Annotated in this window: 15 protein-coding genes; 2 read left to right on the top strand and 13 right to left on the bottom strand. The window is 34.8% G+C overall.

Going from position 1 to position 26931, the window contains the following annotated elements; genetic code table 11:
• Position 1: 1 nt before the first annotated feature.
• From ACXHHC_RS15935 to ACXHHC_RS15925, 3 genes are read right to left on the bottom strand one after another with little or no spacing between them, the layout of a single operon-like run.
• Positions 2–1480, bottom strand: coding sequence for a sulfatase family protein (locus ACXHHC_RS15935; RefSeq protein ID WP_458227364.1), 1479 nt, complete (start codon positions 1478–1480; stop codon positions 2–4).
• An 8-nt stretch (positions 1481–1488) separates the two neighbouring features.
• Positions 1489–2898, bottom strand: coding sequence for a sulfatase-like hydrolase/transferase (locus tag ACXHHC_RS15930; RefSeq protein ID WP_458227363.1), 1410 nt, complete (start codon positions 2896–2898; stop codon positions 1489–1491).
• Between the two features lie 2 nt (positions 2899–2900).
• Positions 2901–4256, bottom strand: a complete 1356-nt coding sequence (locus tag ACXHHC_RS15925) for a sulfatase (RefSeq protein ID WP_458227362.1) — start codon at positions 4254–4256, stop codon at positions 2901–2903.
• 1126 nt (positions 4257–5382) lie between these two features.
• Between ACXHHC_RS15925 and tnpA the strand changes: the two genes are divergently transcribed.
• The gene (tnpA, locus tag ACXHHC_RS15920; RefSeq protein ID WP_458227361.1) at positions 5383–5838 is read left to right on the top strand and encodes an IS200/IS605 family transposase; all 456 of its coding nucleotides are present in this window, start codon (positions 5383–5385) and stop codon (positions 5836–5838) included.
• A gap of 208 nt (positions 5839–6046) precedes the next feature.
• On the opposite strand, the gene ACXHHC_RS15915 is transcribed toward tnpA, so the two are convergent.
• From ACXHHC_RS15915 to ACXHHC_RS15875, 9 genes are all read right to left on the bottom strand, one after another.
• Positions 6047–7945, bottom strand: a complete 1899-nt coding sequence (locus ACXHHC_RS15915; RefSeq protein ID WP_458227360.1) for an outer membrane protein assembly factor BamB family protein — start codon at positions 7943–7945, stop codon at positions 6047–6049.
• A 10-nt stretch (positions 7946–7955) separates the two neighbouring features.
• A complete protein-coding gene (locus ACXHHC_RS15910) occupies positions 7956–8957 on the bottom strand; it encodes a cytochrome-c peroxidase (RefSeq protein WP_458227359.1) in 1002 nt (333 codons plus the stop codon).
• A 4-nt stretch (positions 8958–8961) separates the two neighbouring features.
• Positions 8962–10281, bottom strand: a complete 1320-nt coding sequence (gene fucP, locus ACXHHC_RS15905) for an L-fucose:H+ symporter permease (RefSeq protein WP_458227358.1) — start codon at positions 10279–10281, stop codon at positions 8962–8964.
• Between the two features lie 106 nt (positions 10282–10387).
• Entirely contained in the window at positions 10388–11740 is a 1353-nt protein-coding gene (locus ACXHHC_RS15900) for a DUF1552 domain-containing protein (protein WP_458227357.1), read from the bottom strand.
• 17 nt (positions 11741–11757) lie between these two features.
• Entirely contained in the window at positions 11758–15702 is a 3945-nt protein-coding gene (locus ACXHHC_RS15895) for a DUF1588 domain-containing protein (protein WP_458227356.1), read from the bottom strand.
• Positions 15703–15869: 167 nt separating this feature from the next.
• Positions 15870–19718: an ATP-binding protein gene (locus ACXHHC_RS15890; protein ID WP_458227355.1), complete on the bottom strand. Its 3849-nt coding sequence runs from the start codon at positions 19716–19718 to the stop codon at positions 15870–15872.
• Positions 19719–19946: 228 nt separating this feature from the next.
• Entirely contained in the window at positions 19947–21764 is a 1818-nt protein-coding gene (locus ACXHHC_RS15885) for an alpha-1,3-galactosidase-related protein (protein ID WP_458227354.1), read from the bottom strand.
• Positions 21765–21883: 119 nt separating this feature from the next.
• Entirely contained in the window at positions 21884–23461 is a 1578-nt protein-coding gene (locus ACXHHC_RS15880) for a sulfatase-like hydrolase/transferase (protein ID WP_458227353.1), read from the bottom strand.
• A gap of 34 nt (positions 23462–23495) precedes the next feature.
• Positions 23496–24791, bottom strand: coding sequence for a hypothetical protein (locus tag ACXHHC_RS15875; protein ID WP_458227352.1), 1296 nt, complete (start codon positions 24789–24791; stop codon positions 23496–23498).
• A 318-nt stretch (positions 24792–25109) separates the two neighbouring features.
• Here ACXHHC_RS15875 and ACXHHC_RS15870 point away from each other — a divergent pair, with 318 nt between their 5' ends.
• On the top strand, positions 25110–26027 hold the full coding sequence (locus ACXHHC_RS15870) for a 3-keto-disaccharide hydrolase (RefSeq protein ID WP_458227351.1): 918 nt from the start codon (positions 25110–25112) through the stop codon (positions 26025–26027).
• Between the two features lie 62 nt (positions 26028–26089).
• Here the strand turns inward: ACXHHC_RS15870 and ACXHHC_RS15865 are convergent, their stop codons facing one another.
• A complete protein-coding gene (locus tag ACXHHC_RS15865; RefSeq protein WP_458227350.1) occupies positions 26090–26920 on the bottom strand; it encodes an SDR family NAD(P)-dependent oxidoreductase in 831 nt (276 codons plus the stop codon).
• Positions 26921–26931 lie beyond the last annotated feature (11 nt).

Raw genomic sequence — 26931 nt, 5'->3', positions numbered from 1 at the left:
TCTATTTCTTCTTTTTTAAATATGCTTTGTATAACTTTTTAATTCTTCCAATTCCAATTTCCTCTCCTGCTTGCATTCTTGCAAAATCTGCTGGCAACTCTTTTTCTATAAATCGAATTACTTCTGGTCCAGGAACAGGCTTAGGATCATAGAAATTACTTACAGGAGTCATTTCTTTATCAAACTGCAAGGTCTTCTTACGCAACTTTGTTAAAATATTTTTATACTTAGGATTGTTGGCTAAGTTTTTTAATTGATGTGGATCCTCTCTTAAATTGTATAATTCTTCTGCAGGTTTTATAGGCTCAAAAAACGGCTTTTGGTGCTCGTTTAACTTTCCTTCTTTATACAACTGCCTCATTACATGCACTGCAGGTCTAAAGAACTCTAAATAGGCTTGGTGCGCATCGTATGGAACTTCTGGTTTATCGTTTCTGATGTACGACCAATCTCCAGAGGTTACAGCTCTTGACTTTTCTAGTATCTCATCCCATAAATCACGAGCTCCATATACATACTCTCTGTCAAAATCTTTATTAAAAATAGGTTGCCCTGTCATATAATCTGGCACTTTTACTCCTGCCCAGTCTACAATAGTAGCTGTAATATCTGTTGATGAAACTACCTTGTCTGTTACCTGCCCAGATTTAATTCCTTTTGGATATTTAATCAATAATGGAATTCTTAATCCTGGATCTTGTAAATACCCTTTTCCACGAATGTTACAACGTCCATTATCACCTATAAAAATAACAATGGTATTGTCTGCCATTCCTTTCTCTTCCAATTCTTTAAATATCATACCTACTTCATTGTCCATGTATTCAATCTGATCTAAATACTTAGCCCAATCTAAACGAATTGCAGGATGATCTGCCATATAAGGAGGTAAGGTTACTTTTGATGGATCTTGAGGGTGCTTAGACTTTGCTCTTATGTCGTTCCACCAATCTCCTCTGTGAGTTACCTTTAACTGAATTTGAGCAAAGAAAGGTTGATCTGTTGTTTCAAAACGATCGTATTTATCAAACAACCCAAATTTTGTCTTTCCATCCCATTCTCCAAGTGGACTGTGCTTAAAGTTAACATCTATCTTTCTACCTTGGCTATAAACACCATGATGCCCTAAAATAGTTGTATAGCCTGCATCTCTTAACAACTTGGTAAACGGAGTAAACTGCGCATCTAAAGGTTGATTTCTATTACTTCTGTGATGGTGTGTATTTGTTTTTACCTGATGTGTTCCCACCATCATAGAAGAACGGCTAGGAGAACAGATTGAGTTGGTTACAAAGGCATTGTTAAAACGAATACCGTCTGCTGCCATTTTATTTAGATTAGGCGTTTTAACATCTGGCAACCCATAACATTCTAAATCTGTACTCATGTCTTCTGCCATAATCCAAATAATATTTGGTTTCTGCTGAGCAAAAGCACTAATATTTACTAGAGCCAATAAGGCAATAATTAATCTTCTCATGGTTTTTATTAATTTTTAAACACTCCTCCAGAAAATGGAAAATGTTCGTCTTTTACACTCTCTCTTTTTAAAATCTCTTCTGCTTTAGCCACAATATCTGGGTGAGCTGCAGAAATATCGTTGGTTTCATACAAATCAGCTTCTAAATCGTACAATTCTGTATGATAGTTGTTCTTATAACGAACCGCTTTCCATTTTCCCATACGTGTAGCTTGCTTAAACCCTTTTACAGAAGGTCCTTCTTGAATTTCCCAGTATAAAAACGGGTGTCCTTCTTGTTTTTTACCTAACAATTCAGGTAAAATAGAAATCCCATCAATTCCTTCTGGAGCTTTAACTCCAGCAACGTCTGCAAACGTTGGCATTATATCGTAAAAAGTTCCTTGAAAATTAGTGGTTTTACCCTCTCTAACTTTTCCTTTCCAAAAAGCGATCATAGGCACTCTAACTCCACCTTCGTACAAGTCTCTTTTGTATCCTTTTAAACTTCCAGAACTGTTAAAGAATTTATAACTATGATGATTTTCATTTGTAGGTCCATTGTCACTAGAAATCACAATCAATGTATTTTCTAAATCACCATCAGCCTCTAACTTGTCAAACAAACGTTTTACCTGCTCATCCCACATCGTGATTCTAGCCGCATGTCTTCTTTCAATCTCTGGCCATTCTTCCATTTTATCAGCATACAAATCATTTTTACTTAAAAAGAATTCGTGCGCATGTGGAATTCTGTAAGACATGTATAAAAAGAAAGGTTTTTCGTCTGACTTTTTATCTAAGAAATCCAATGCAAAATTGGTTCTAAATTCATCCAAACACTTGTAGTTATTATAGTTGTAAAAGATAGAATCCTGATCGTTGTTTACCCAATGTACACGTTCGTCAATCTCCTTTCCATTCTTATCTTCTCCCCACTGCTCTTGTACTGCGTAATCAAAACCTCTACCATGAGCCCAAGTAGACACATCTTCTGGAACTCCTAAGTGCCATTTACCAATCATAGCGGTTTGATACCCTGCTCCTTGTAACACCTCTGCAACCGTAGTTTCAGATTTTTTTAAAGGTACTCTATCCCATTTCTTAGGCCATTTTCCTTTGTTTCCTCTAATACTTAAATGTCCGGTATGCTTTCCTGTCATTAATACCGCTCTAGATGGAGAACACACAGAAGTACCAGCATAAAAGTCTGTAAACTTTAATCCTTTGGTAGCTACCTCGTCTAAAAACGGAGTTTTAATTGTTTTCTGACCATACGAACCTAATTCACCATAACCTAAATCATCGGCTAGTAAGAAAACTATATTCGGTTTATCTAATTGTTTTTTAGGTTTATTAGTGGTTGTTTCTTGTTTTTTTCCACAAGAAACTAGTATTACTACTGCTAGTAATAATTGGGTTAAGTTAGTTCTTGTCATGTTTATTTTTCGTTAAGTTGATGTGGTCCAAAAGCAGGTACTGCTTCTTTTTCCCATTTAGCTAAAGACTTTTTTAGTTTCTTCTCCATTGGCAAACCTTTTCCAATCAAATCATTTTGTTCGCTTTGATCTACAGCAACGTTGTACATCTGATATTTTCCTGAATGGTATTTAATAATTTTCCAGTCTCCGTTGATGATAGAAGTGTATTGATCTTCGTAACTTCTGAATCCGAAAATATTACGTTTTTTGATCTTTTTCCCTTTGATTAAAGGCATTAAGCTTACTCCCTGAATGTCTTTGTTTCTACATTTTTTTCCTGATGCAATTTCTACCACTGTTGGAAAAACATCTATAGATTGTACCGGAGTAAAAGATTCCGATGGAGTGGTTACTCCAGGATAATAAACCATAAAAGGGACTCTTGCTCCACCTTCGGCCAAAGTATCTCCTCCTTTTTTACCTCCTCTTAACGGATCGTTAGGATACGCTCCTCCTTGGTCTGACAATACAATAATTACCGTATTGTCTGCAATTCCTTTATCTTCTAAAGCTTTTCTTACACGTCCTACCGACTCGTCCATAGCCTCTACCATGGCATGGTGGTGTGCGTATTTTCCTTTAATCCCTCTAGCTTGGTATTTTTTTAACAAATCTTTTCTTCCTACAGAAGGTCCGTGTACAGAGTAGTACCAAAATGTTAACATAAACGGATTTTCTTTGTCGTAGTTCTGGATAAAATCTACCGCTCCATCTGTTAACACATTCGTTAAATAATCTCCTTTTTTGTAGTTTTTAACAAAACCTTTAGGGTCGTCTTTTGCTTTGAAAAATGGAAAATAATAACTCTTTGGATGCCCAGCATCTGTTACTCCAAATTCAGAATCGAATCCTTGATCTACTGGATAACGTCCTGTATGTCCCAAGTGCCACTTTCCTACAAAATGATTGTAATATCCGTGCTCTTTAATTTTTTCTGCATACGTTACCTCTTCTAAAGGCAAGTAATTTAATGATGGCATTTGTACAGGGTCTGTTTTCCACAATCCATACTTTGCATCTGGCTTGTTAGGATCTAAATGAATGTGTCTTACCATTTGCAAACGAACCGCTTCTTTTCCGGTTAATAAAGACAATCTACTTGGACTACATGTTGGAGTTGGAATGTAGGCTCTCTGAAAATCTAAACTCTCTTTTTTAAGTTTGTCTAAGTTTGGAGTTTCAAAAGATGCATTTCTGTAACCTATATCCGACCACCCGTAGTCGTCTACAAACAATAGCACAATATTTGGTTTTTCTTGTGCATTGGCATTTATTGCAAAGGCTATAACCAAAGCAAATAATACAATTCTTCTCATCTGATTCTAAGTGTTTTTACATTAATCAACAAACAAATGTAACCAAAACAAAAGGCGAAAATGTCTCTTTAAGTACTGCAATTATACGCAGGAGTACATATTTTTAATATCCAAGAAAATTATAGTTATCCGTAGACTTTTAACAGTTTTTAGTTGACTTTTTAGGATTCCAATTTACTTAGAGAACATCATTTTTAAACCCATCTATTTTTGATTGTTCTTTAAGATAAGGAATCTATTTTTTCTATTGATGTTGTACTTGGAACTCCTGTAAAAAACATGTCACTCCTAACGGAGTTTTAAATAAGGGTGTACGAATCATCTTTTCATATACCACTCCTAACGGAGTTCAATTTTTATATTATTATGACGCTTCTAGGAACCTATCACTCCTAGCGGAGTTCTTTTAGAAGTAACTAAAAGTTTAATTATTTAAAGCTACAGCATAACAATATGTTACTAACATTTAGCACCTAACTAAAAACCAAAGCTCCAGAGGAGCGACACATATAAAACATAACACCTTCCCAGATAAACACCTACCTACAAAGCTACAGCATAGCGATATATTACTAACATTTAGCATCTAAATAAAAACCAAAGCTCCAGAGGAGCGGCACCTATAAAAACACAATACTTCCCTTAAACAAACACCTACCTGCAAAGCTACAGCGTAGCGATATATTACTAACATTTAACACCTAACTAAAAAATCAAAGCTCCAGAGGAGCGGCACCTATAAAAACACAATACCTCCCTAGATAAACACCTATCTACAAAGCCACAGCGTAGCGATATATCACTAACATTTAGAGTTCAACTAAAAACCAAAGCTCCAAAGGAGCGGCACCTATAAAACATAATACCTCCCCAGACAAACACATATCTACAAAGCTACAGCGTAGCGATATATTACTAACATTTAGCATCTAACTAAAAACCAAAGCTCCAAAGGAGCGGCACCTATAAAAACACAATACCTCCCTTAGACAAACACCTGTCTACAAAGCTACAGCGTAGCGATATATTACTAACATTTAGCACCTAACTAAAAAACAAAGCTCCAGAGGAGCGGCACCTCAGCAAACATAAAATTTAAATTAACTATCTTGTTTGTAAAAAAGCTATGGCAAATACCTACTCACAACTATACTTTCATATTGTATTTGCGGTAAAAGGGAGGAACAATCTAATTACCAATACATTTAAAGAGGATTCATACAAATACATTACAGGCATCATATCTAGTAACAATCAAAAACTAATGATTATTAATGGAATGCCAAACCATATCCATATACTTCTAAGTACCAAACCCAATTGTAACCTCTCCGAGTTGGTTAGAAGTATAAAAGCCAACTCTTCCAGATGGATAAATGAAAAGAATCTTACAGCTAGAAAATTTGAATGGCAAAATGGTTTTGGTGCTTTTACTGTAAGCCAATCTGGAGTAAAACCGGTTGTGAACTATATTAAAAAACAAGAAGAACATCACAAAAAGAAATCTTTTAAAGATGAATATGTAGATTTTTTAAACGCTTATGAAATTGATTTTAACGAGAAATATATTTTTAGTGAATAATATACATTCTATTTTTTAGGGGGAGGGAATATGTCACTCCTAACGGAGTTTTTTATAAAACCTCTTTACCTATGAGACTAAGAATATATCGCTCCTAACAGAGCTATAAATATGTCATTCCTCAAGGAATTCATTTACTTCCAAACAACAAAAACAGCCCCTTTAGGAGTTGCTTTTCACTTATTACAGTAGTTCAACCGAATAAAAACTATTCAATACAAATTACTTCTTTCATAGTTCTGTGGTAGATTTTCCCATTGGCATAACTCAAGGAATTTACAGACCATGTTTTTCCGCTTTCTCCCAAGTCGTTTACGGCAACTAGAGCAGACTCGTCAAAAGTTTTGGCATTGGCATCTATTACATAGACCATTCCTACTGCATTGGTAAAAAACACATAATTGTTAATCATGGTAGGAGAACCTAAGAAACATTTTTGGAAACCATTTCCTCTGGTTCTGGCATCTGCTGCGTTTAATTGCCCTTTGGAATTTAGTCCATCATTAGTTTGTGGATGCCCATATACATAATTTCCATCAACATCTAAATCTCTTGGCACTTCTAAATGCTCATTCAGTCCTGTAATAGTATTATGCTTTGCTATAAACGGACTGTAACGCACCATGTAAAACATATTGTCTCCTGCAGACAGGTTACAATGTCTTTGGTTTTGCAATCCTTTTATTTTTAGGTTTTCTTGTAAAACATAAGTCTGCTTACTTTCATCAAAACTATATTGATTTACCACGTTCAAAGGTTTCTTGTCAATTAACTTCCCTGTTTTGGTATCTATGGTAGCATGGTCATCTCCTTTGTAAAACCAAGAAGCCTTGTTGGCATCCCAATGCTGTGTACTCAACGCTCCCCAACCTGATAATTTATTAGGTTCTTTAGGTTCCCAACTCCAAACTTCTGTTCCTTGGTTTTCTTTTGCCAAAGAAATTAAACTTAGTCCTAAAGGTCTTTCTGGTACGCCATGCGGTCCTCCTCTACCAATTAAAACTGCTGGTTTTCCTGCTGCCGTTTCTCCTATAATTGGAGTATTGTAATGTGTTAAAGCTTCTTTAGTTACCCAAATACGCTCTCCTGTCTTTTTGTTAAAAGCATGTAGGTAGTTCCAACCTTTTACTCTGTCTTTATCTCCTTTTTCGGGTGGTTCTACATTTAATATTAAATCTTCAAACAACATAGAATCAAACTGTTTGTTAAACGGTCTTCCTGTAGTAGGCACCCATGTACGTTCCCAAACAGAGGTTCCATCCATAGTAAAACAAGCCATTCCTCCACTTGCATTTATTGCCCACACATGCTCTCCATCTGTTGCTGGGCATGGAGTGGTTGCATCACTAAATCCATAATTATACTGACTATCTATAGTTCCCTTTACGGTTTTCTCCCAAAGAATGGCTCCTGTTTCCGAATTCAGACATAACAAAATGATGTCTTTGCTAACTGCCCCTCCATCTTTTCCTTTTCGAATTCGTTCTGAGTCTAAATACAGTTGCTTTAAATCTTTAGATTGTTGATGAACGTAGTCTCTGTAAGCTTTTAATGCTTTGGCATACTGTTTTCCTACCTTGTCTTTACGCATCATGTTTCTTTCTATATTGGGTCTTTCCAAAACAGAACCATGTTGGTAATAAGCATTTTTAGCTAACACTTCCTGCCACTCATCATGAATACTGTTATACACCTTTTGTAAGGCTACAAATTCTTTAGTACGTTTCTTATCCAACACCTTTACCTCAGCTGCAAATGCCTCATCGTACTCTTTTTTTGCTATACGATAAGCCGCTACTAACACCTCGTGTTTAGGGTTCTTATTTGGTGGATTGATGGTTAAAAACAATTTATCCTTCCAAATGGCAATTCCACTTTGCCCTCCTTCTGGCAGGGTGGTTTTCCATTTGATGTTTTCTCCTGTTCTTACAGACCATTTGGTTGGTACATGTTCATTGGTTTTTACTTTCCAACTTCCGTCAGGTCCTCCAGACATTGGCCATTGATTAGCACTATTAGCAACCGTAACACTATTCTGAGCGGTATTACAAGAAATCATTAACAGAGTAGCACAAATTCCTGTAACTAGTTTTTTTAGTTGATTCATTTATTTCTATTTATTCGTTTTTTATGTATTCTTTGGGAAGCTTTCCTGTAAATGACTTTAAGAACTCCTTAATTTTAGCTATTTCTACCACTTTTAGCTGTATCCCTCTTTCGTGGATTCCCATTCTTTTGATGGCTTTATCTAATCGTGCAGAAGAAGCATCGTGAAAATAGGGAGCTGTTTTTTCTACATTCCGCAACGGGGCTACTCTAAAGAACATCTTATAAGCAGCTTGTTTTTTAATATGGTAAAATCCTAAATCCTTCTGATTAGGCCATGGTTCTTCTACTCCAAGTTTGTTAAGCATCTGTCCTCCAAAATTGGAACCTGTATGACAAGAATAACATGCCTTACTCACAAACAATTCTCCTCCTTGAATCTGAACTGCGGTTAAAGCAGTATGGTCTCCTTTGATAAAGGTATCTATTGGAGCTGGTGTTTTTAACTCACTCATAAAGGCTTGTAAAGCCTCAACTAGATTGATAAAACTAATCAGTTTGGATTTTTTAGAAAATGCTTTTTTAAATTGCTGTTCATAACCTGTATTCGCTTCTAAATAGTGAACGACTTTAGTTACATCAACATCCATTTCGTGTTGACTTGTAAACGCTTCTGCTATCTTTTTAGCATAGTTATTTAAAGCTCCATCCGCATTAAACAATTCATAACTCGCATTGTTATATACCGAGGGTACGTCTCTATAAAAAACACCTTTTTCTTTTTGACTTAGATAATAAGCCCCATTGGTACCATACTTTTGTAAATCGTGACAACTATTGCAAGAAATTCCTTTTCCTACTGATAGTCCTTTATCGTAATACAGTTGTTTTCCCAAAGCTATTTTCGCTTTGTTTTTAGCTATAAACGCTGTGTCTTTTGTTATAGGAACAAAATAAGGTTTTAGCAATTCTCTCAATTGTTTGGCTTTACCATCTACAGAAGTCTGACCCAACAGAACTCCTGTAGATATAAAGTAAAGCGCTAACCAACAACTGTATGGTAAGAGTTTCAAAACACTAAGCTTCTTTAGCATTAGAATACCCGTAAAAAATCACTGGAATCAAACAGATCATAGGCATAATGAACGAGAATTTTACTTCTGGCACTCCTAAAATGGTAGTATTTGCCAATTCGGGTCCACCTATGTCAATAATCAATCCTTGCATTGGAGGGAAAATAGCTCCACCTACAATCGCCATTACTAAAAATGCCGATCCTACTTTTGCTTCTCCATCCATATCTTTTAAAGCAATTCCGTAAATAGTTGGGAAGTTAATAGACATAAATAAGGATACAAACACCAAACTTATCAGCCCGGCCATTCCTGGCATTACAATAGCTCCAAAACAACACAACACAGACATAATTGCGTAGATAAATAATAATTTTGGTGCTTTAAACTTACTCATCAACCCAGTAGCAATAAAACGTCCTGCTAAAAAGATAGACATCGCAAACATGTTCCAGTACGTTGCTTGCAATTGGTCGTCTGCAGGTCTAGATTGATTTAAATATTCCACGTATTGAAAAATAGCTGTCCAACACATAATCTGTGCACCTACATAAGTTGCTTGGGTTAAAACTCCTGGTAAAAATGCTTTTTTAGCAAATATTTTTTGGAACGATTCTTTTAGTGTTATCTCTTCTTCCTCTTGGACTTTGGGGATTTTTGTAAACCAAACAATTGCCAAAACTACCAATACCACTGCTCCAATTCCCAAATACGGACTACTGATAATCCCTAAATCTTCGGTTCTCATGGTACTTTTAGCCATACTATCTAAAGCATTGTATTCTTCTTCGCTAATGTTATTAGATTGTATTTGACTTAACACCACAAATTGTGCGATCAACATTCCAGACAAAGAACCTATTGGATTAAAAGCTTGTGCTAAGTTTAATCTTCTAGTAGCTGTAGACTTATCTCCTAAGGATAAAATCAACGGATTCGCTGTGGTTTCTAATAAAGACAGTCCACAAGTAATTACATATAGAGAGATTAAAAAGAAGTTATAATCTTCTAAGGTAGAAGCAGGAAAAAACAAAAAAGCTCCTACCGCATACAATCCCAACCCTAATAATATTCCGGATTTATAACTGTACTTTCTAATAAACAAGGCTGCTGGTAAGGCCATGCATCCGTATCCAAAATAAAAAGCAAATTGTACCAAATAAGCTTGGAACCAGCTTAACTCTGGCATTACTTTTTTAAAAGCAGTTACCATTGGGTTGGTAACATCGTTTGCAAAACCCCATAAAGCAAATAAAGAGGTAATAACAATAAATGGAATTAATAATTCCTTACTCACTACTGGAGCATTTTTTTGATTTGACATGTTTTTCGTTTTAGTTGTTGGTTGTTGGTTGCTTGTTGTTGGCAACTGAATTTCTTATCGTTTTTTGTTGTTAATAATTTATATGTATAAACTCTCCATACTTGATTTAAATCAAAATAGAAGGCAGTGTTCCTGTACTATCCGAGAATTTCTCTGTCTCTAAACCTACTGCATTTAACATACTCACAAACAGATTTGACAAAGGAACATGCTTGGCATCAAACTCAGTGTATGTTCCGTGCTTAGCACCCATATTTTTACCTCCTGCTAACACCAAAGGGCAATTGTTTGCATTGTGCGTAGAACTACACGAGCTACCATATAAAACCAAAGTATTATCTAGCAAAGGCCCAAATTCATCCGTCGTATTTTTCATTCTATCTAAGAAATACGCAAATTGATTTGCCAACCATTGATCGTATTTCCCCCATTCTTCCCAATGTCCTGCTTTCTTATCGTGAGACATACTATGATGCCCTGGCAAACCAAGCGTGAATTTTGGAAAACTATCTCCAAATCCCATTCCGTCCTCACGTGCCATCATATAAGTCATCACTCGTGTTGCATCGGTCTGTAGTCCTATTACCATTAAATCTAAAGTAGCGCGTATATATGCTTCTGGGTCTTGTGGATTTACTTCCAGATTTAGATGGTCCGAATCGAATTTCTTTAATGGAATATCTAACCATTTTTCGTTTCTAACCACCTGTTGTTCTACTCTATTTAATGAGGTTAAGTACTCATCCATTTTAGCTTTATCGTTCGCACCTAATTTCTTGTTTAAAGCTTTACTGTCTTCTAAAATTAAGTCCACTAATTTTTTTCCTTGCTGTAAGGACTTTCTTCGCTGAACAGAAGTTCCACCTCCATTAGGCGAAAAGTATCTTTCAAAAATTTCTCTTTGTCTATGTTCCGATGGAATGGCTTTTCCCGATAAATCAAAAGACAAAGTAGATGCACGGGATTTATACCCTACACCACCATCTGTTGACAAGGTTAATGACGGAAAACGAGTTTTTTCCATTAAATGCCTAGCCGCTACCTGATCTACAGAAATACTATTGTTATAAGCACTACGCAAATCACCTCCCGTTAACCATGTATCTCCTGCTATATGTCCTAAAACTTGCCTACTAAACGGGTGACTCAATCCTCCTAGAATAGACAACTCGTTTCTAAAAGGTTCTAAAGAGGATAACGTATTGGTAAATTGATAGTCTTTCCCTTTCCCCATTGGAAACCAATTCCATTTTTCGTGATATTCGCTTTCTTTTGGAGGCATTGCAACCCCATTAGGAGTATACAAGTAAACCAATCTCTTAGGAATATCTGCTTTAGATGGAGCATCCATCACAGACAAACGAGTCATTCCCATACATTCCAAATACGGTAACATACATGCTACCCCTAAGCCTTTTACAAAGCTTCTTCTGTCCATGTGCCAAGATTTTTTACTCATAATCTTACTTTTAGGTGTTACATTTTTTTAGAGAAAGATGGACTCAAAACAATCTCTTTAATGATGGTTTGGAATCGGTAATTGTCCTCTCTTACTTTTTTAACTATGTTATTTATTTCTGTATCATCTGCAAACGTTACGTTTCGTCCCAATGCATAAGCAAACAAATGCTTTACCACAGACCTTGTTACGTCTTCTTTCTTTTGTGCCAAGATGTAGTTTTTAATCCCTTTTATTCCCTCTACTTCGGTTCCATCTGGTAACATAGATTTAGAATCTATTGCTTTTCCTTTGGCTTTTAACTGGAATCTACCTACAGCATCAAAGTTTTCGAATACTACTCCATAAGGATCTATCTTTTTATGACAGCTTAAACACGATGGCTTATTTCTATGCAACTCCAACTGCTCTTTTAAAGTCAACTTTTCAAAACCTGGAGTATCAGGATCAATTTCGGGCACATTTGGTGGTGGCGGTGGAGCTGGATCTCCCAAAATTTTCTCTTTTAACCAAACCGCTCTTTTAATAGGATGTGCTTGTACACCATCGGAATGACCGTTTAAGAAAGCTCCCTGTGACAATAATCCTCCTCTATTTAAATTTTCTGCAATGGCAACGGCTCTAAACTCGTTTCCTTTTACTCCGTCTACCCCGTAGAATTCTGCTAAATTTTGATTTAGCATCGCAAAATCAGAATCGATAAAGTTTAGAATACTTAGATTATTTTTTAAAATGTGCTCTAGAAAATAAAACGTTTCATTATTCATATCTTCTTTTACAAAACGAGTGTAATCTTCATACTGTTTTACATTTGTATTCATTCCGTTATGACGATCTACACGCAACCACTCAGTAGCAAAAGAGCGAATCATACGCATTACTTTTTCATCATTTACCATAGCACCTATCAACCTAGGCAACTCTTTTCTAAACTTTCCTTCGGCTACCAAATCAATCAACTCTTGGTTTGGCGGTGAATTCCATAAAAAGTAAGACAACTTAGAAGCCAAGTAATAATCTGCTTTTTTCTTATCTATATTAGGATTGTTCTGATCTAAGATGTATAAGAAGTTTGGAGAACATAACACCGCTACCAATGTTTCTTTTACTCCATCTTCGTAACTTGGAAAATCGTTTTTAATAGATTGCCAAAAACTCATATAACGATTTACTTCACCTTTATTCACCGTACGTCTAAAAGCTCTTTCTAAAAACTTAGTTAACACCTCTCTTGTATAAACTTCTTTGTTTCCTTTGTTCGGAGAATCAAAGAAAATATCGGTATGACTTTTGGGTGGCCAAACAGGGTGGTATGGCATCTCTAACTCAACATTCTTCACCAATAATACAGGTCCCGCATCTTTATTGTCCTTCACTAAGAAATTATTCCAAAAACCAATGTGCATCATGTTAGAAAACTCTTCTTTAGAGTTGGGATCGTAAACCGGTACCGGTAAATCTTCAAAATACCCTTTGAATTCTAAATCCTCCCAATGGCCATATGAAGTTTTCACCTCTTTAGGAGTATCGTAGTGTAAATAATCTTGCCCATCATCCGTTCTTGCTCCTGCAAAAGTTCTAACCGATGGAAAATCATTCTTGTACTTTTCCATGTTGAATTTTGCTTTTCCTCTTATCCCTTTTAAAAGAGGATCGTGCTCATCTATAGGTGTTAAGATTATTTGATGCATCCCAACAAAAAACTGTCTAATTAATAAACCAGAATGTTTTCCTGGCTTTAAGTAGATTAAACTGATTGGTGTAGTGGTCGTTTCTTTCTGGTTTTGCTCTATTTCTTGCTTGAACCTAAAATTTATTTTTTCTCCACCACCTCCTAATAAACCAAGGGTAATTCTTCTTTCTTCGTTGGCATGTACATATGGATGTATCAAATCAACTTGATAATAACCTTCTTTCTTAACCCTGTATTGGAATCTGGCATTTACCCACTTGGTAATATCTTTTGCTTGCAGTAAATTCTTTTCTTTATCTAGCAGGTAATTTTTACTCTTTTTGGTATCTATATCCTTTGAATTTATAACAATTGTCTCCTTTGTAACTTCTTTAGGTTCTTTGTTTTTAATTGGGAAAATACTCTCGCTATGCTCATCTACAAATCCTTTAGAAACTTTCATTCTAAATGCAAAACTTCCTGCTCCTGGGAAATAGTTTTTCACCACCATTTTTACATTTGGAGAGGGTCCTTGCCAAGATTTTGGAGGCACTTCCTTGTGTGGTTTTGCAGACTGCATTAGCAAACCTTCTTTTACCATACTATGCCTGTCTGGTTCAGAACCTCTAAAATCAAAACCAATTTTATTTTTAATGGTATCGTAGTTGTTAGTACTTTCATACCCTTCGTCTCCAACAGCAACCTCAACAATAAAGTCTTTTTTATCCATTGCCACCGATTGGAAACCTCCAAATTCAGCTCCCGGCTTTCCTTCTCCAATTCCTTTTCCAAAGGTTACTTTGTATTTGGTAGATGCTGGTTTATCTCCCTTTACAATGGCTTTCTCCAATGCTTCTCTCGCTATTTTTTGATAATAATCTAAATGTAATGGCGAAATTTGCAACACTTCTCCGTTGTTACTAAATCCCATTTTAGAAATTCCATCATCGGGTAAAACGTTTCCAAAATTAATAGGCAATCCCAACAACTCATTCAATGTATGTGTATACTGTTTCTTTGTTAGTCTACGCATTACCCCATTATTTGCTACCTGCTTAGATTCTGATGCTTTAGCCAAAGAAGCGGTCATCCAGTTTACAATTTGCTCTCGTTCCGCATTGGTAGGTTGGGGTTTCTTTTTAGGAGGCATTTCTCCTTTGTTAATTTCATCTAAAGCAGAGTGCCATTTTTCAGCATCGTTTCCATGAATCATATCCCAGTTTAAATTATCCAAACGCATGTTCCCTTTTTGTCTTTTAGCGTTATGACATTGGTAACAGTACTTATTAAAAATGGGTTGAATCTTCTTTCTGTAATTCAACTCTTCCTTAGATAATTTCTTTGTCGTTTTAGAAGGTTCCATAGCCAAGACTGGCTTTTTTTTAGTCACTTCCTCCTTTTTCTGTGCTACTTTAGGTTGATTTGCTTTTTCCTTGGCAACAGTCTCTTCTATCCATTTAATAATCGTCTCTCTTTGTACATCTGTTAAAGGTTCTTTTTCTTCTGGAGGCATATTTCTTTCTGACACCTCATATAAAATATCATCCCACACTTTAGCTCCATGAGCCGATGTTACATCCCAACTTAAGTTATCTAAGCGCAAGTCTCCCTTTTGCTTGTTTTCGTTATGACACTCAAAACATCTTTTGTCTAAAATTGGATGTATTTTATCTTGAAAAGTCTTTATATGTTCTGGAAGCTCTTCTTTTTCTTTGATTACAACTGTAGGTAGTTTCTTGTATTCTTGTTTTTCTTCAATTCCAAACAATGATTGAAGACTCTTAGGCATGTCTTTGGTTAAATACCCACTACCATGCGTTAAAGAACCACCATAATGACCAGCTACAGAGAGCACCAATACATTAACTCCTAAAACTACTTTATATAGGTTTTTATTTTTGTTTTTACTGTACAACCAAAAATGCAATACCAACAACCAAACACATATAATAGCTGTAATTAAACCTAACCATTTGTGGAAGCTTAGTACATTTTTATTATACCCTCCGGTAGAAGCCAATAGAAAACCAGCAACCACCGTTGGAACTATAGTCACCACAGAAAACCAAAGTAAAGGCTGTCCTATATTTTGCAAGTTCAACTTAGGATTGAACAACTGAAAAATCTCAACTACAAAAAGTGCCAACAAAGCACCAATTGGCAAGTGTAAAAATAAGGGGTGAAAATTCCCAATGAAAGCTCCCCATTCGTTTCCTGAATTTTCTGGCAAAAAAGTAAGTGCAGACAATAGGACGGTTAAAATTATGGCTACTACGAGTCTTAATTTCATTTTTTGTTGATTCTTTAGTTGTTTTTGTTTTTACGACAAGCAATACTGCAAATCGATTTACATTTCTCAATGCATTTCAAATTTAACTATCAAATCAGCAAAACATAAGGGGGAATCTTCCTTAAAAAAGGGGGAACACATGCTATATACAGATAAAGACATTTGTTTTAGCCCTTGCTATTCCTATGGTTCTTCTTGAATTGGAGTGGAGTAATATTGTTTTTCTTTTTAAACAAACCTCTAAAGTACTTACTATCATTATAACCCAGCATGTATGTAATTTCGTTAAACGAATAATCGGAATTTAACAACAGCTCTTCTGCTTTTTTAATTTTAACGGTTGTAATTAATTCGTTTACGGACTGCCCCGTGTACTCTAAAACTTTTTTATATAAGACACTCTTAGACATATTCATCTTAGAGGTTAATAATTCTATATCTAATTTTCTATGAATAAACTCCTCTTCTATCACCTCCATTATTTTGTTGATGAATGCTTTTTGAGGACTCTCCATTTTATCTTCTTTTGGAGTTAAGCTTATTTCTCTATCAAACTTTTCCTTGGCTTGCTCTAATAAGTTTAAATGATTTTTAATTTTTAAGAGTAAACTATCAATATTTAGAGGTTTAGAAATATAATCATTGGCTCCAATTGCCAAAGCATCCATTTCCATTCCGCTAAATGCTGTAATTACAATTACCGGAATATGAGAAGTTCTAATATCGTTCTTTAAGGTATCGCACAACTCTGCACCATTCATTTCTGGCATCCTTAAATCGGTTAAAATAAGGTTTGGTTTCTTTTCTCTTGCCAGCTCTACTCCTTTCTTACCATTATCCGCTACATAAATTTTATAAAAAGGTTTCAGTTCGTAAATAATGTACTCTCTTAATTCATCATCGTCCTCTACCACTAACACAGAATGCTTCTTATCTTCTACCTGAATTACTTCTTCCTCTTCTTCTTTTGGTATTAGCCCTTCTTCTTCTACAGGCAACACAAAAGAAATCTTAGTTCCCTTTTTATATTCACTCTCTACACTTACGTTTCCGTCATGTGCCTCTATATATTCCTTTACAATAGACAATCCTATCCCTTGCCCTACGTTCTCTGTATCTGTTTGATAAAAACGTTTAAAGATTCTGTTTAATTTATCTTTTCTAATTCCAACTCCCGTATCTGTAATACTTATATCTACTGTTTTAGCATCCTCGTCAAAAGTAACTCCTAAGGTAATTTTACCTTTTTTAGGAGTGTTCTTAAATGCATTAGACAATAAATTATACAATACTCTTTCTATTTTTTCTTTATCAAAAAAGACGATTAATTCCTCTAAGTCGGTTTTTAGTGTACAATCTATTTGTTTCTGAGAGGCCTCAAAATAAAAAGTAGTTACAATATTATTTAGGAAATTAATCAACTCTATTCTCTGAATGTTCAGTGTTAAATCTCCACTCTGAATGGTACTGAAATTCAACACCTGATTTACCAAATTTATCAAACGATTGGTATTCTTAGAGGCTGTTTCTAACAAATACTTCTTTTCGTCCTCTGGCATATCTTGCCCCAACATTTTCTCTATTGGTCGGCTAATCATTGTTAACGGAGTCTTTAAATCGTGAGAAACATCTGTAAAGAATTTAATTTTTTCTTGATCTGTTTCTCTTAATTTTTTTTCGATTCCTAACTGAATATCGAATTCCTTTTTTAAACGGAACCTGATAATTAAGAAACGAATAATTAAAACAGAAAACACAATTAAAATGGTCATAAACCACCACGATTTCCAAAAAGGAGGAGTAATGTACAAACCAATACGCTCAACCTTTGAATTCCAAACACCATCTTCGTTGCTACATTGCAATTCTAACGTATGATTTCCATAAGAAATATCATTAATGGTAAAAGTTGAGTGCCTAGCAGGAGAAACCTTCCACTTACTCTTATCTACTCTATAACGATACTTAACCCCATTGGGAGAAATGTAATTAGGTATAGAAACTGTAAAAGCTAAGTAGTTTTCGTAATGCTTTAAACCTTTTAAATCTTTTATTTTTTTTCCATTTACCCCATTTACCTCTATATCTTCTAGATAAATGGAATATTTATAAGGACTTTTGTGTATGTTTTTAGGATTGAACTTTAAAAAACCTTTGCCTACCCCAAAATACATTCGCTTATCGTGAGCATAGATAGCATATCTATTGGTAATTTTATTGGCCGCATCTCCAAATCCCTTGTAATAAGAAGTTATTTCTTCACTCTTAACATCCAATCGATTTAAACCTAAATTCGTTCCAATCCATAAGGTTTTATTGTTTTCTGCCAAGACTGTAGACACGTAGTTATGAGACAAACCATCTTCTGTAGTATAGTTTTTCTTTACAAAGTACTCGTTTTTATTCTTGTTGTACTTTAACTTACTTAACCCCCTAGAAGTAGCAGCCCACACATTATTAGAGGTAATATAAATAGACTGTACCGTATTACTTCCTAAATTTTTAGAACGGTTTATGTTTTTAACATTTACTACTTGGTGATTATCATCTAATGTAAATTGAAAAATACCTTTATTAATAGCACTTGCCAGAATGATATGATGTCTCTCATCATAAACTATATAATTAACATTACTCCATTTTAAAACAGGTAAAAATTCCGATGTGTTGTTTTGGACATTTACCCTTGCTACCCCTTTATGATTTCCTATCCAGAATAAATTCTCCTTAGTTCTAATTCCTGTATTTATATACCGAACATTTATTTGTTCCTTAGATGCTTTTTTAACAATATCAAAATCTTCTTTTTGTCTATTGTACTTAAACTCGTACACCTCTCGTTTGGTAAAAACATAAAACAAAGAATCGTTGTACTTATGCACCGCCCTTACGTCTGATTTGGGTAAATACTCTTTGGTTTCTTTGGTTTCGTAATTTTTTCTTACAAGGCCTGCTCCACCAGACAACCACTTGGCACTTGTTGCATCCTGAAAAACAAACTTTTTAGACTTCTCGCTATACACCTGTTTAAAGTTTAGGTTGTATGCATCTAAATCTCCATAGTTTAGTTTGATCAAATCGTTATTAGAGACCACCAACCAAGCGTTGTTCTGTTTGTCTATAAATGTTTCTCTACCGTTCTGAATGGTCTTATGCAAGGGAATATTTACCAAAACATCGTTCTGCTCGTTTAAATCTATTTGATAAATATTTGTAAAAGAGGTAACCAATATATTATTTCTCTTTTCATCGTATTCCAACCACTTTACACCGTTTACAGAAGTGTTAATTGTTCTCCATTCATCCTTTTCGGTACTATAAACATAAATTGTTTTAGAATTATCTCCAATCCAAACATTGCTAGCATCGTCTACACAAATACTTGTAGCATTGGTAGGCATTGTTATGGTGCGCAATAGTTTTTCCTTTTTAGCATCGAACATAATCATATGGCTAGACATTACAAACCATACCTTATTTTTTCTACAATGTCCCAACCTTGTATTCTTAACCTTACTTATTTTAATAGGCTTAATATCATTTAGATCTAAGTCTTTTAAGGAAAAATAATGAGGTGTATTATGCCCTATGAATAGTTTATCATCACACAAAGTCATACTATTTACTTCTGAGTAAATTTTATCCTTTTTAAAATAGATTTCTTGTAACTCTTTTGTTTTAATGGTGTAACAATACAATCTGTTGTCTTTGGTATCTAACCAAACTCTTCCATAATTATCAAACTCAAACTTTTTTATTCTTCTCAAAGGAAAATCAGGATTCTGATCTAAAAAGGCATGGTGTTCGTATTTGTACCCATCAAAACGATACAAACCATCTTCTGATACAAACCAAATAAAACCTTGCTTGTCTTGTCTTACCCTAGAAACATCGGTAGTGGGTAAATCGGTTGTTTCGAACAAAGAAATAGCCTCAATTTTCTGAGCACTAACCTGAATGGATAGCAGTCCCAAAAAGAGCATCATTTTACAATAAAACTTATATATTCTCTTCAAATCCGACTTTAGATTATTAGCAATAAATCACATCGCTTTCACAAATATAGCACACAAACACTACGTTTTATTGCACATATTTAACTAAAACAAAGAACATACGTGTTTTTCTAATCATTACAGCCTACATCCCCCCTAAAAAGCACACTATATTCCCCTAAAATAAAAAGAGCCAGAATAGAAATTCTGACTCTCAAAAAAAATATAATATAAACGTTAACGAGATGTTTATTTCTTTATTCCCTTATTTCTCTTAATCTTAATTTGGGAATTATTATCTTCTTGATGAATTGTTAAAGGCCAAGTGAAATTCTTGAATTTGTTTTTCTCTATGACCACATCTTCACAATAGTTTAAAGAAACAGAAGGCAATTTAGATCCTACAGGATAAGTATTACTCAATTCTATTACATTATTTCTAAAATACAATCCTTTTACAGATTTTGCATGTGCTAACAATCCATTAAAACTCTTAAAAGTATTGTTTTCGACTGTTATGTTATGATGGTATTTTCTATCTCCTAAACGTTGGGTTGGTAAAAACATTGGAGAAATATACAATGGATAACCCTCCCCTGATCCATATCCAATATTTTCGAATACATTATTTCTAATAGTCACATCTAACACAGCTCCGGATTCGTACCAAGCTTTATTATCTCCCTCTATTAAAATTCCGTGCATTTGAGATGAGAAATAGTTATTTTCTACTGTTACCTTCCCTTTGGTTGTAATTAGTGCAGATCTAGCTCTATTCTCTTTAATTACGTTATTTCCTATATACAAATCCGGATTCCAAGTAATATTCTCAAATGATAATGGACCACTAGGAATTGTACTAGGCACTTCTTCCACAGTCATTAAAAATCGTTTGTCGTTTAGCTTTTTTACTGCTATAACTGTAGTTTCATAAAATGGTAAAACCGTTTCTCTAGACAACAATGCTACTTTATCTCCTTTTTCGGCAAACGTAATCCCTAACTGTTGAACGTGACTAATCTCGCATAAAAACGTTTTATCACCAACATACTCCCCTACTTTTACATAAGCTCCGTGTACATTAATCCCATCGTCCAACATGTGTTCTAGCAAACAGTTTTCTACCTTTATTAAACCTTTACACCCTAAAAAGTGAGTTGCATCGGCTCTGGTAGAAAAGAAACGATCTTCTCTAGAGGTAACCACAAACTTGTCTAAGCTTATATTATCACATCGCTCTGCAATTAAAGCCATTCCACCAGCCGCTAAAACCTTTACATTATAAAGGTAAGTATCCTTAGAATATGCCAAGTGAATTGCCTGTGCAAAACGGTTTCCTCCCGGACTAGGTCCATAAGTTGCAAACACAGTTCCTACAGGAGGAGCTACTTTGGTGTAGTGTGTAAACTTAGCTGTTTTACTGTCTATTTTTTTCACCTTAGATTTCCCAAACTTGCTTCTTAAACCATAATCTCTAGTATTCCATATAGGAGCTTTAGTAGCAGGGTCAAAAGCAATATTCTGCCCTATAGGATCTTTCCAGTCGTAATGATGGAAATAAATTTCGTTGTCTTTTACAGAAAAATCAAACTTTCCATTATTAATTTCCGCTACAAAAGAATTCTCTTTGGCATTGCTTTTAGTCACCTTCATTTCGTTTACAAACGAATGCTCCCAGTCTATAGTAAAATTCTTTAACGTAGTGTTCGTTCCTTTATCCACAACTATTGGACAAGTTTTTCCATGAAAGAAAAAAGTAGAACCATTTCCGTCTAATGTAAAATCTGTCATCCCAAAAAGAGGAAAAGCAATACGTTTTAAGCTATTATCATGGTTGGTGACTGCTCTGTACTGCTCAACCGCATTTTCAGGATAGAAATCGTACTTCCCTTTTGGAAAAAATAAGGTAATCCCTTTTTTTCCCTTCAAAGAAGTTATTAATTTATTTACCTCTAGTGTAACATCTTTACCCGGTTTTATTCCGTAATCTGCTACATTAATTACCTGTGCTTTTGCTTGTAGCATTAACATTAAAAAAAACAAGCAAACTATCTGTAATCTTTTCATCTAACTATTTTCAATTATTTCTTTGTTTACCAATACAAAACTAACCGAGCATAGGCTTTCTTACGTCTCTTAGCGTACATCTGTTAAACGCTTGCGTAAATTAGTTGCTATTTTTAGCCTTATGAATGCTTGTTTATTAACTTTTCTACTTGTTCTTTAATTCTTTTATTATTGTCTCCAGAAATTCTCATGTAATTCTTTAGCTCTTCAGATAACTTTACAATTACATCAGAATACTTTTTATCATCTATAAAATTTACAACCTCATCCGGATCTGCTTCTATATCTAACAACCAAGGTTTTCCTTTAGACTGAACACTTAATTTATACCTGCTAGTTATAGCAGCATAATAACCCAAACGCGAAAAAGTAACATCGTTCCAATCTGCAGGTGCTTTATCTTGAATAACTGGTGTTAAATCTCTTCCCGGAACTTTAGGACATTTAACATCTAAAAGACTTAAAAATGTTGGCATCCAATCTGTATTATTTGCTGCCAAGTTGATGACTTTATTTCTAGGGATTAATGGATTCTTAGCATTTTTACCATGAGCTACAACACAAGGTATTTTGGCAGATGCTTCGTGAATGGTTCCTTTGTTTAATCTTGCATGCTCCCCCAATAAATCTCCATGATCTGATGAGAACATGATAATTGTGTTCTCTAAAATACCTTCTGCTTCTAATTTGTATAAAATTCTTCCAACATTCTCATCAACAATTTTTACCATTCCTAAATACTGTTGCACACCTTTAACAAACTTCTCTTTGTTTTTTGCTTTGTTATCTGGACTTTGCCACTTTGGCAATTTTCCCATATTCTGATACGCAAAATTGTATGTTTTTGGCAATTCAACTTTCATCTGCTCGTACTTGGTATCATATGGAGTACGCGCAATATCTGGTGTATGAGGATCTGGAATACTTACTACGTAAAAAAATGGTTTGTTTTTGTTTTTTCCAATAAACTCCACCGCTCTATCTCCCAAGAAATCTGTAGTAAACTTTACATTTTTAGATTTTTTATCTTGATATACTGGCTGACCGTATTTGTCCTTACCTATTAACTTAGGCCTTTTTGCAGCATTATAAGGGTTGCCATTATCATCCAATCCTTTAAACTTATCATGCCCGCCGTTAAACATGAATTTTTTATCCTGAAATCCATAGTTGTCGTCTGGATGATCTGTTGGGTATGGAGACCACCATTCATCATGGTCTTTATTCCCATCTGCAGCCCTACTCTCTGCCAAGTGCCATTTACCAGCGTAACCAGTGTAATATCCTGCCTTGGATAATACATCTGCAATAGTGGTAACGTTTGGTTTTAAATACTTACCATCTCCTTTTTTATTAGAGTTGTTAGGAATTCCCAACGTCATAGGATACATTCCTGTAAACATAGATGCTCTAGAAGCCGTACAAACTGCAGCACTACAATACATTCTATTAAAAATTACTCCATTCTTTGCCAGTGCATCTATGTTAGGTGTTTCTACTGCGGCTTCTTTACCCCACTGAAAGGCTTGTTCTGGAGACAACTGATCTCTATAACAACTTAAGGTTCTAAAATTATGCTCATCTGTAATTATCCAAATTACATTTGTCTTTTTTGTTTGTTGAGCAAAACCACTAAAGCCCATTAAAACTAAAACAGCACTATACTGTAACTTTCTTAAAATACTCTTTGTCTTCATTCTTTCTATCTTTATTAATCCTTCTTGTTTATTATTAATTACAATTTTCAATAGCATCTTCTTCTCCCATAAACTCATGCCCCTCTTTAAATCCAGTAGCTGTTAACTTGCTATCCTCAAAAATTACCGGGAAATTGGCTGTGCTTAATACTCCTGCAACCGAAGGTCCATAAAAGCTAACTCCTTCTTCTGAAATTGGAGTGGTACTTATTTCACTTCTTAACTCACACGGCATGTATTTGTAATGCTTAGATTTTAGCTGTGCTTTGTTTCCAAATGTTACCTTCACATTTCTAAGTTCTACCCTCTCATAAGTTCCGTCGGTAAGTCCAATGGTTTGATCGTATTTCTTAGATACATATCCTCCACCTATTCTAACTCCTAAACCACATCCTCTAGAGTTCACATTCTGAACGTATACTTTTCCACAGTGCATCGCATGAGGAGATATCATTAAAGCAGCGTTCCCATCTATTCCTCCTACATCATCTCCAAAAATATCGAACACACCTCCAATTTGTAAGTTATTCATAGCCTTTTCTCCTGTTTCTAAACGTAGTGTAACTCCTCCTTCTCCATCAACATTCTGAAACAAAGTATTACGCAGTGCTTGAGCTTGTACCAACCCGTAACCATAATGCGCACCAGAAGTAATCGCATCTCTAATAATTCCATTCTCAGAAAACTTCCATTCTCCATTGTACTGAGAAATACCAAATGTAAAAGAGGAGAAAATGGTTAAATCATCCAAAATATTAACTCCCGATATCAAAAAGTTTTCTGCATATCCAAAACCAAAAACTCCAACATTTCTATTATCTCCATGCTTTAAATCAATGGTGAACTTTTCTGTATCAGAATCCGAAACAATACTTATATTCTCAACTTTATCATTATTTCTTCCGATTCCAAAGATTTTAAAATTCTTAGTATCTCCTCTTAATGAAGGTCTAATTACCGCATCCTTACTAATTACTATGTGTACATTAGATTTTAAGACAATCTCTGCAAACGAATAATTACCTGTAGGAATTAGCAACTTTCCCCCTCCTAGAGAATTGATCTCATTAATGGCTTTTTGCAACTTTTGACTGTCATCTGTAGTAAAAGAATTATCCACCCCGTAATCCATCACTAAATTCTTAGTAACAGCAAAAGAAGTTGGAGCCGTATAAAAATCTGTATCTACAAAAGTGATTGTAGGCTCTGTTTTATCTACTGTTTCCGGAGTTTCTTGTTCTGGAATATCTTCTATATTATTTGAAGAATTGTTCTTAGAACAAGAAAATAATACTACCATAAATACCAAAAGTAACTGTCTGTGTTTCATTTTTCTTAAAGTTTACATAAGTACAGAACACCCTCTTTAACGAAACGTTACACCAAACAGAGGATGCTCTTATACTTTTTAATAATAACTTGATTATAAAATTAGTGACACAACAAATCTGGTTTGTGGTAGTACATTAATAAGAAGTGTCTCCAAGTACAAGAAAACTGTATTGTTAAGCACAAATGTTTTTTAAGCCCTTGTGTTTCCGTACGTTATTTAAGTCTATCCGTATAATTCCTTCTTAAACTCTTTAAAACACCTACATAGCTACGATTTTAAATTTCTATATTTAGCTTCAAAAAAATAAAAACCAAAATGACCAAACACAACCATTTTTTACTGTTAAGAATAAGCACTTGTTTTATTCTTATGCTCCTTTTAAATTCATGTACATCCAACGACCCTAACAAAGAAGCCTGGATTTCATTATTTAATGGAAAAGATTTAACCAACTGGGATATTAAAATAGCTGGTTTAGACATAAATGACAATTACAAAAACACCTTTACGGTAAAAAATAGCATCTTAAGTATTCGCTATAATGAGTACACTAACTTTGACAATAAATTTGGTCACCTATACTACAACAAGCCTTTCTCTTACTACAAGCTAGCTTTCGATTACAGATTTACAGGTACACAAACAAAGGGAGGGAATAAATGGAATGTTAGAAATAGTGGGGTGATGTTACATTCCCAATCTGCAAAAAGTAATGCTTACCACCAAAACTTTCCTGTTTCTATTGAATTACAATTACTTGGTGGACTAGATGATAATAAAGAACGAACCACAGGAAACGTTTGTACACCCGGAACTGCCGTAGTTATGGGAGATACTATTAACTTTAAACACTGTATTTCATCCGATTCTAAGACCTATTACGGAGATAGATGGGTACATGCAGAAGCCATTGTCTTAGGGGGTGAATCTATGACCTTTATTATTGAAAAAGACACTGTATTGAACTTAAAAGCCCCTCAAATTGGAGCTACTATCCCTAACAAACAATACAAAGGAGAACAGTGGGAAAAATGGGGCATGAACCCTGATGATTGGAATACCAAAGACGGACAGCTATTAACCGAAGGGTATATTGCTTTACAGGCAGAAAGCCACCCTGTTGATTTTAAAAATATAGAGTTGCTTGATTTGTGTGGCTGTAAAGATCCAAAAGCCAAAAACTATAAATCTTATTTTGTAAAAAACGATGCTAGTAAATGTGAATACAAGTAACAAAAAACGAGGGCCATTGGCTCTCGTTTTTCATTTACTTAAATAGATAAATAGATAGGTTATTACTTAACCCTTAATGTATTCAATTCTTCTTTTACAAAAGTAGCACTGTTCGCAATTGCTTCTTCAATATTTTTATCATCGGCAAAGAAATATTTCCCTGCCAAAGCATCTGCTCTTCCACTAATCATCGTGTCAATCAAATCAATAGAATCTTGAGCATTAGACATAGAAGTTCCATCTTTTAAGATTTCTTCCAGTTTTGGCATGTACTTTCTACATACTTCAGACTCCACTAAAACTTCTGTTCTATCATTTTTAATAAAACCTGGATTAAAACTAAAAGCTTTTATACCTAGCCCTTCTTCTTCCAACTCAATATTTACCGTTTCCGTAAACTTTACAATAGCAGATTTAGCTGCTCCGTATGCTGAACCAAAAGGTTTTGGCTCCTGAACTCCACCACCTCCCAAATTAATCACATAGCCTTGTTTTTTGTCTTTCATGCTATTAATAGCAACTCTAGTTCCTAAATAATCAGTATATAAATTCAAATTCACCTCTGCCCACCAATTCTCTGGTTCTAGTTCCCAAGTAGGCCCAATAGCATTGTGATTGTTTACACCAACATTGTTAATCCAAACATCAAAACCATCTAACTCATTAGTAATAGTACGAGCACAGGTCACTACTTGTTTCTCTTTAGACATATCAGCCAAAGCAAAACTTGCACTACCTTCTGTAATGGTTGTATTTATCTCATTGGCTAAGTTTTTAACACCTTCCTCAGATCTTCCTACACATACTACATGATGCCCTTTTTTAGCCAATCCTTTTGCCAACAAACTTCCCACTCCTCCAGCTGCTCCAGTAATTACGATTGTTTTTTTCATCATTTTTCTAT

This window comes from Wenyingzhuangia sp. IMCC45574, assembly GCF_054182685.1.
This window is presented reverse-complemented; position numbering and strand designations above follow the sequence as displayed.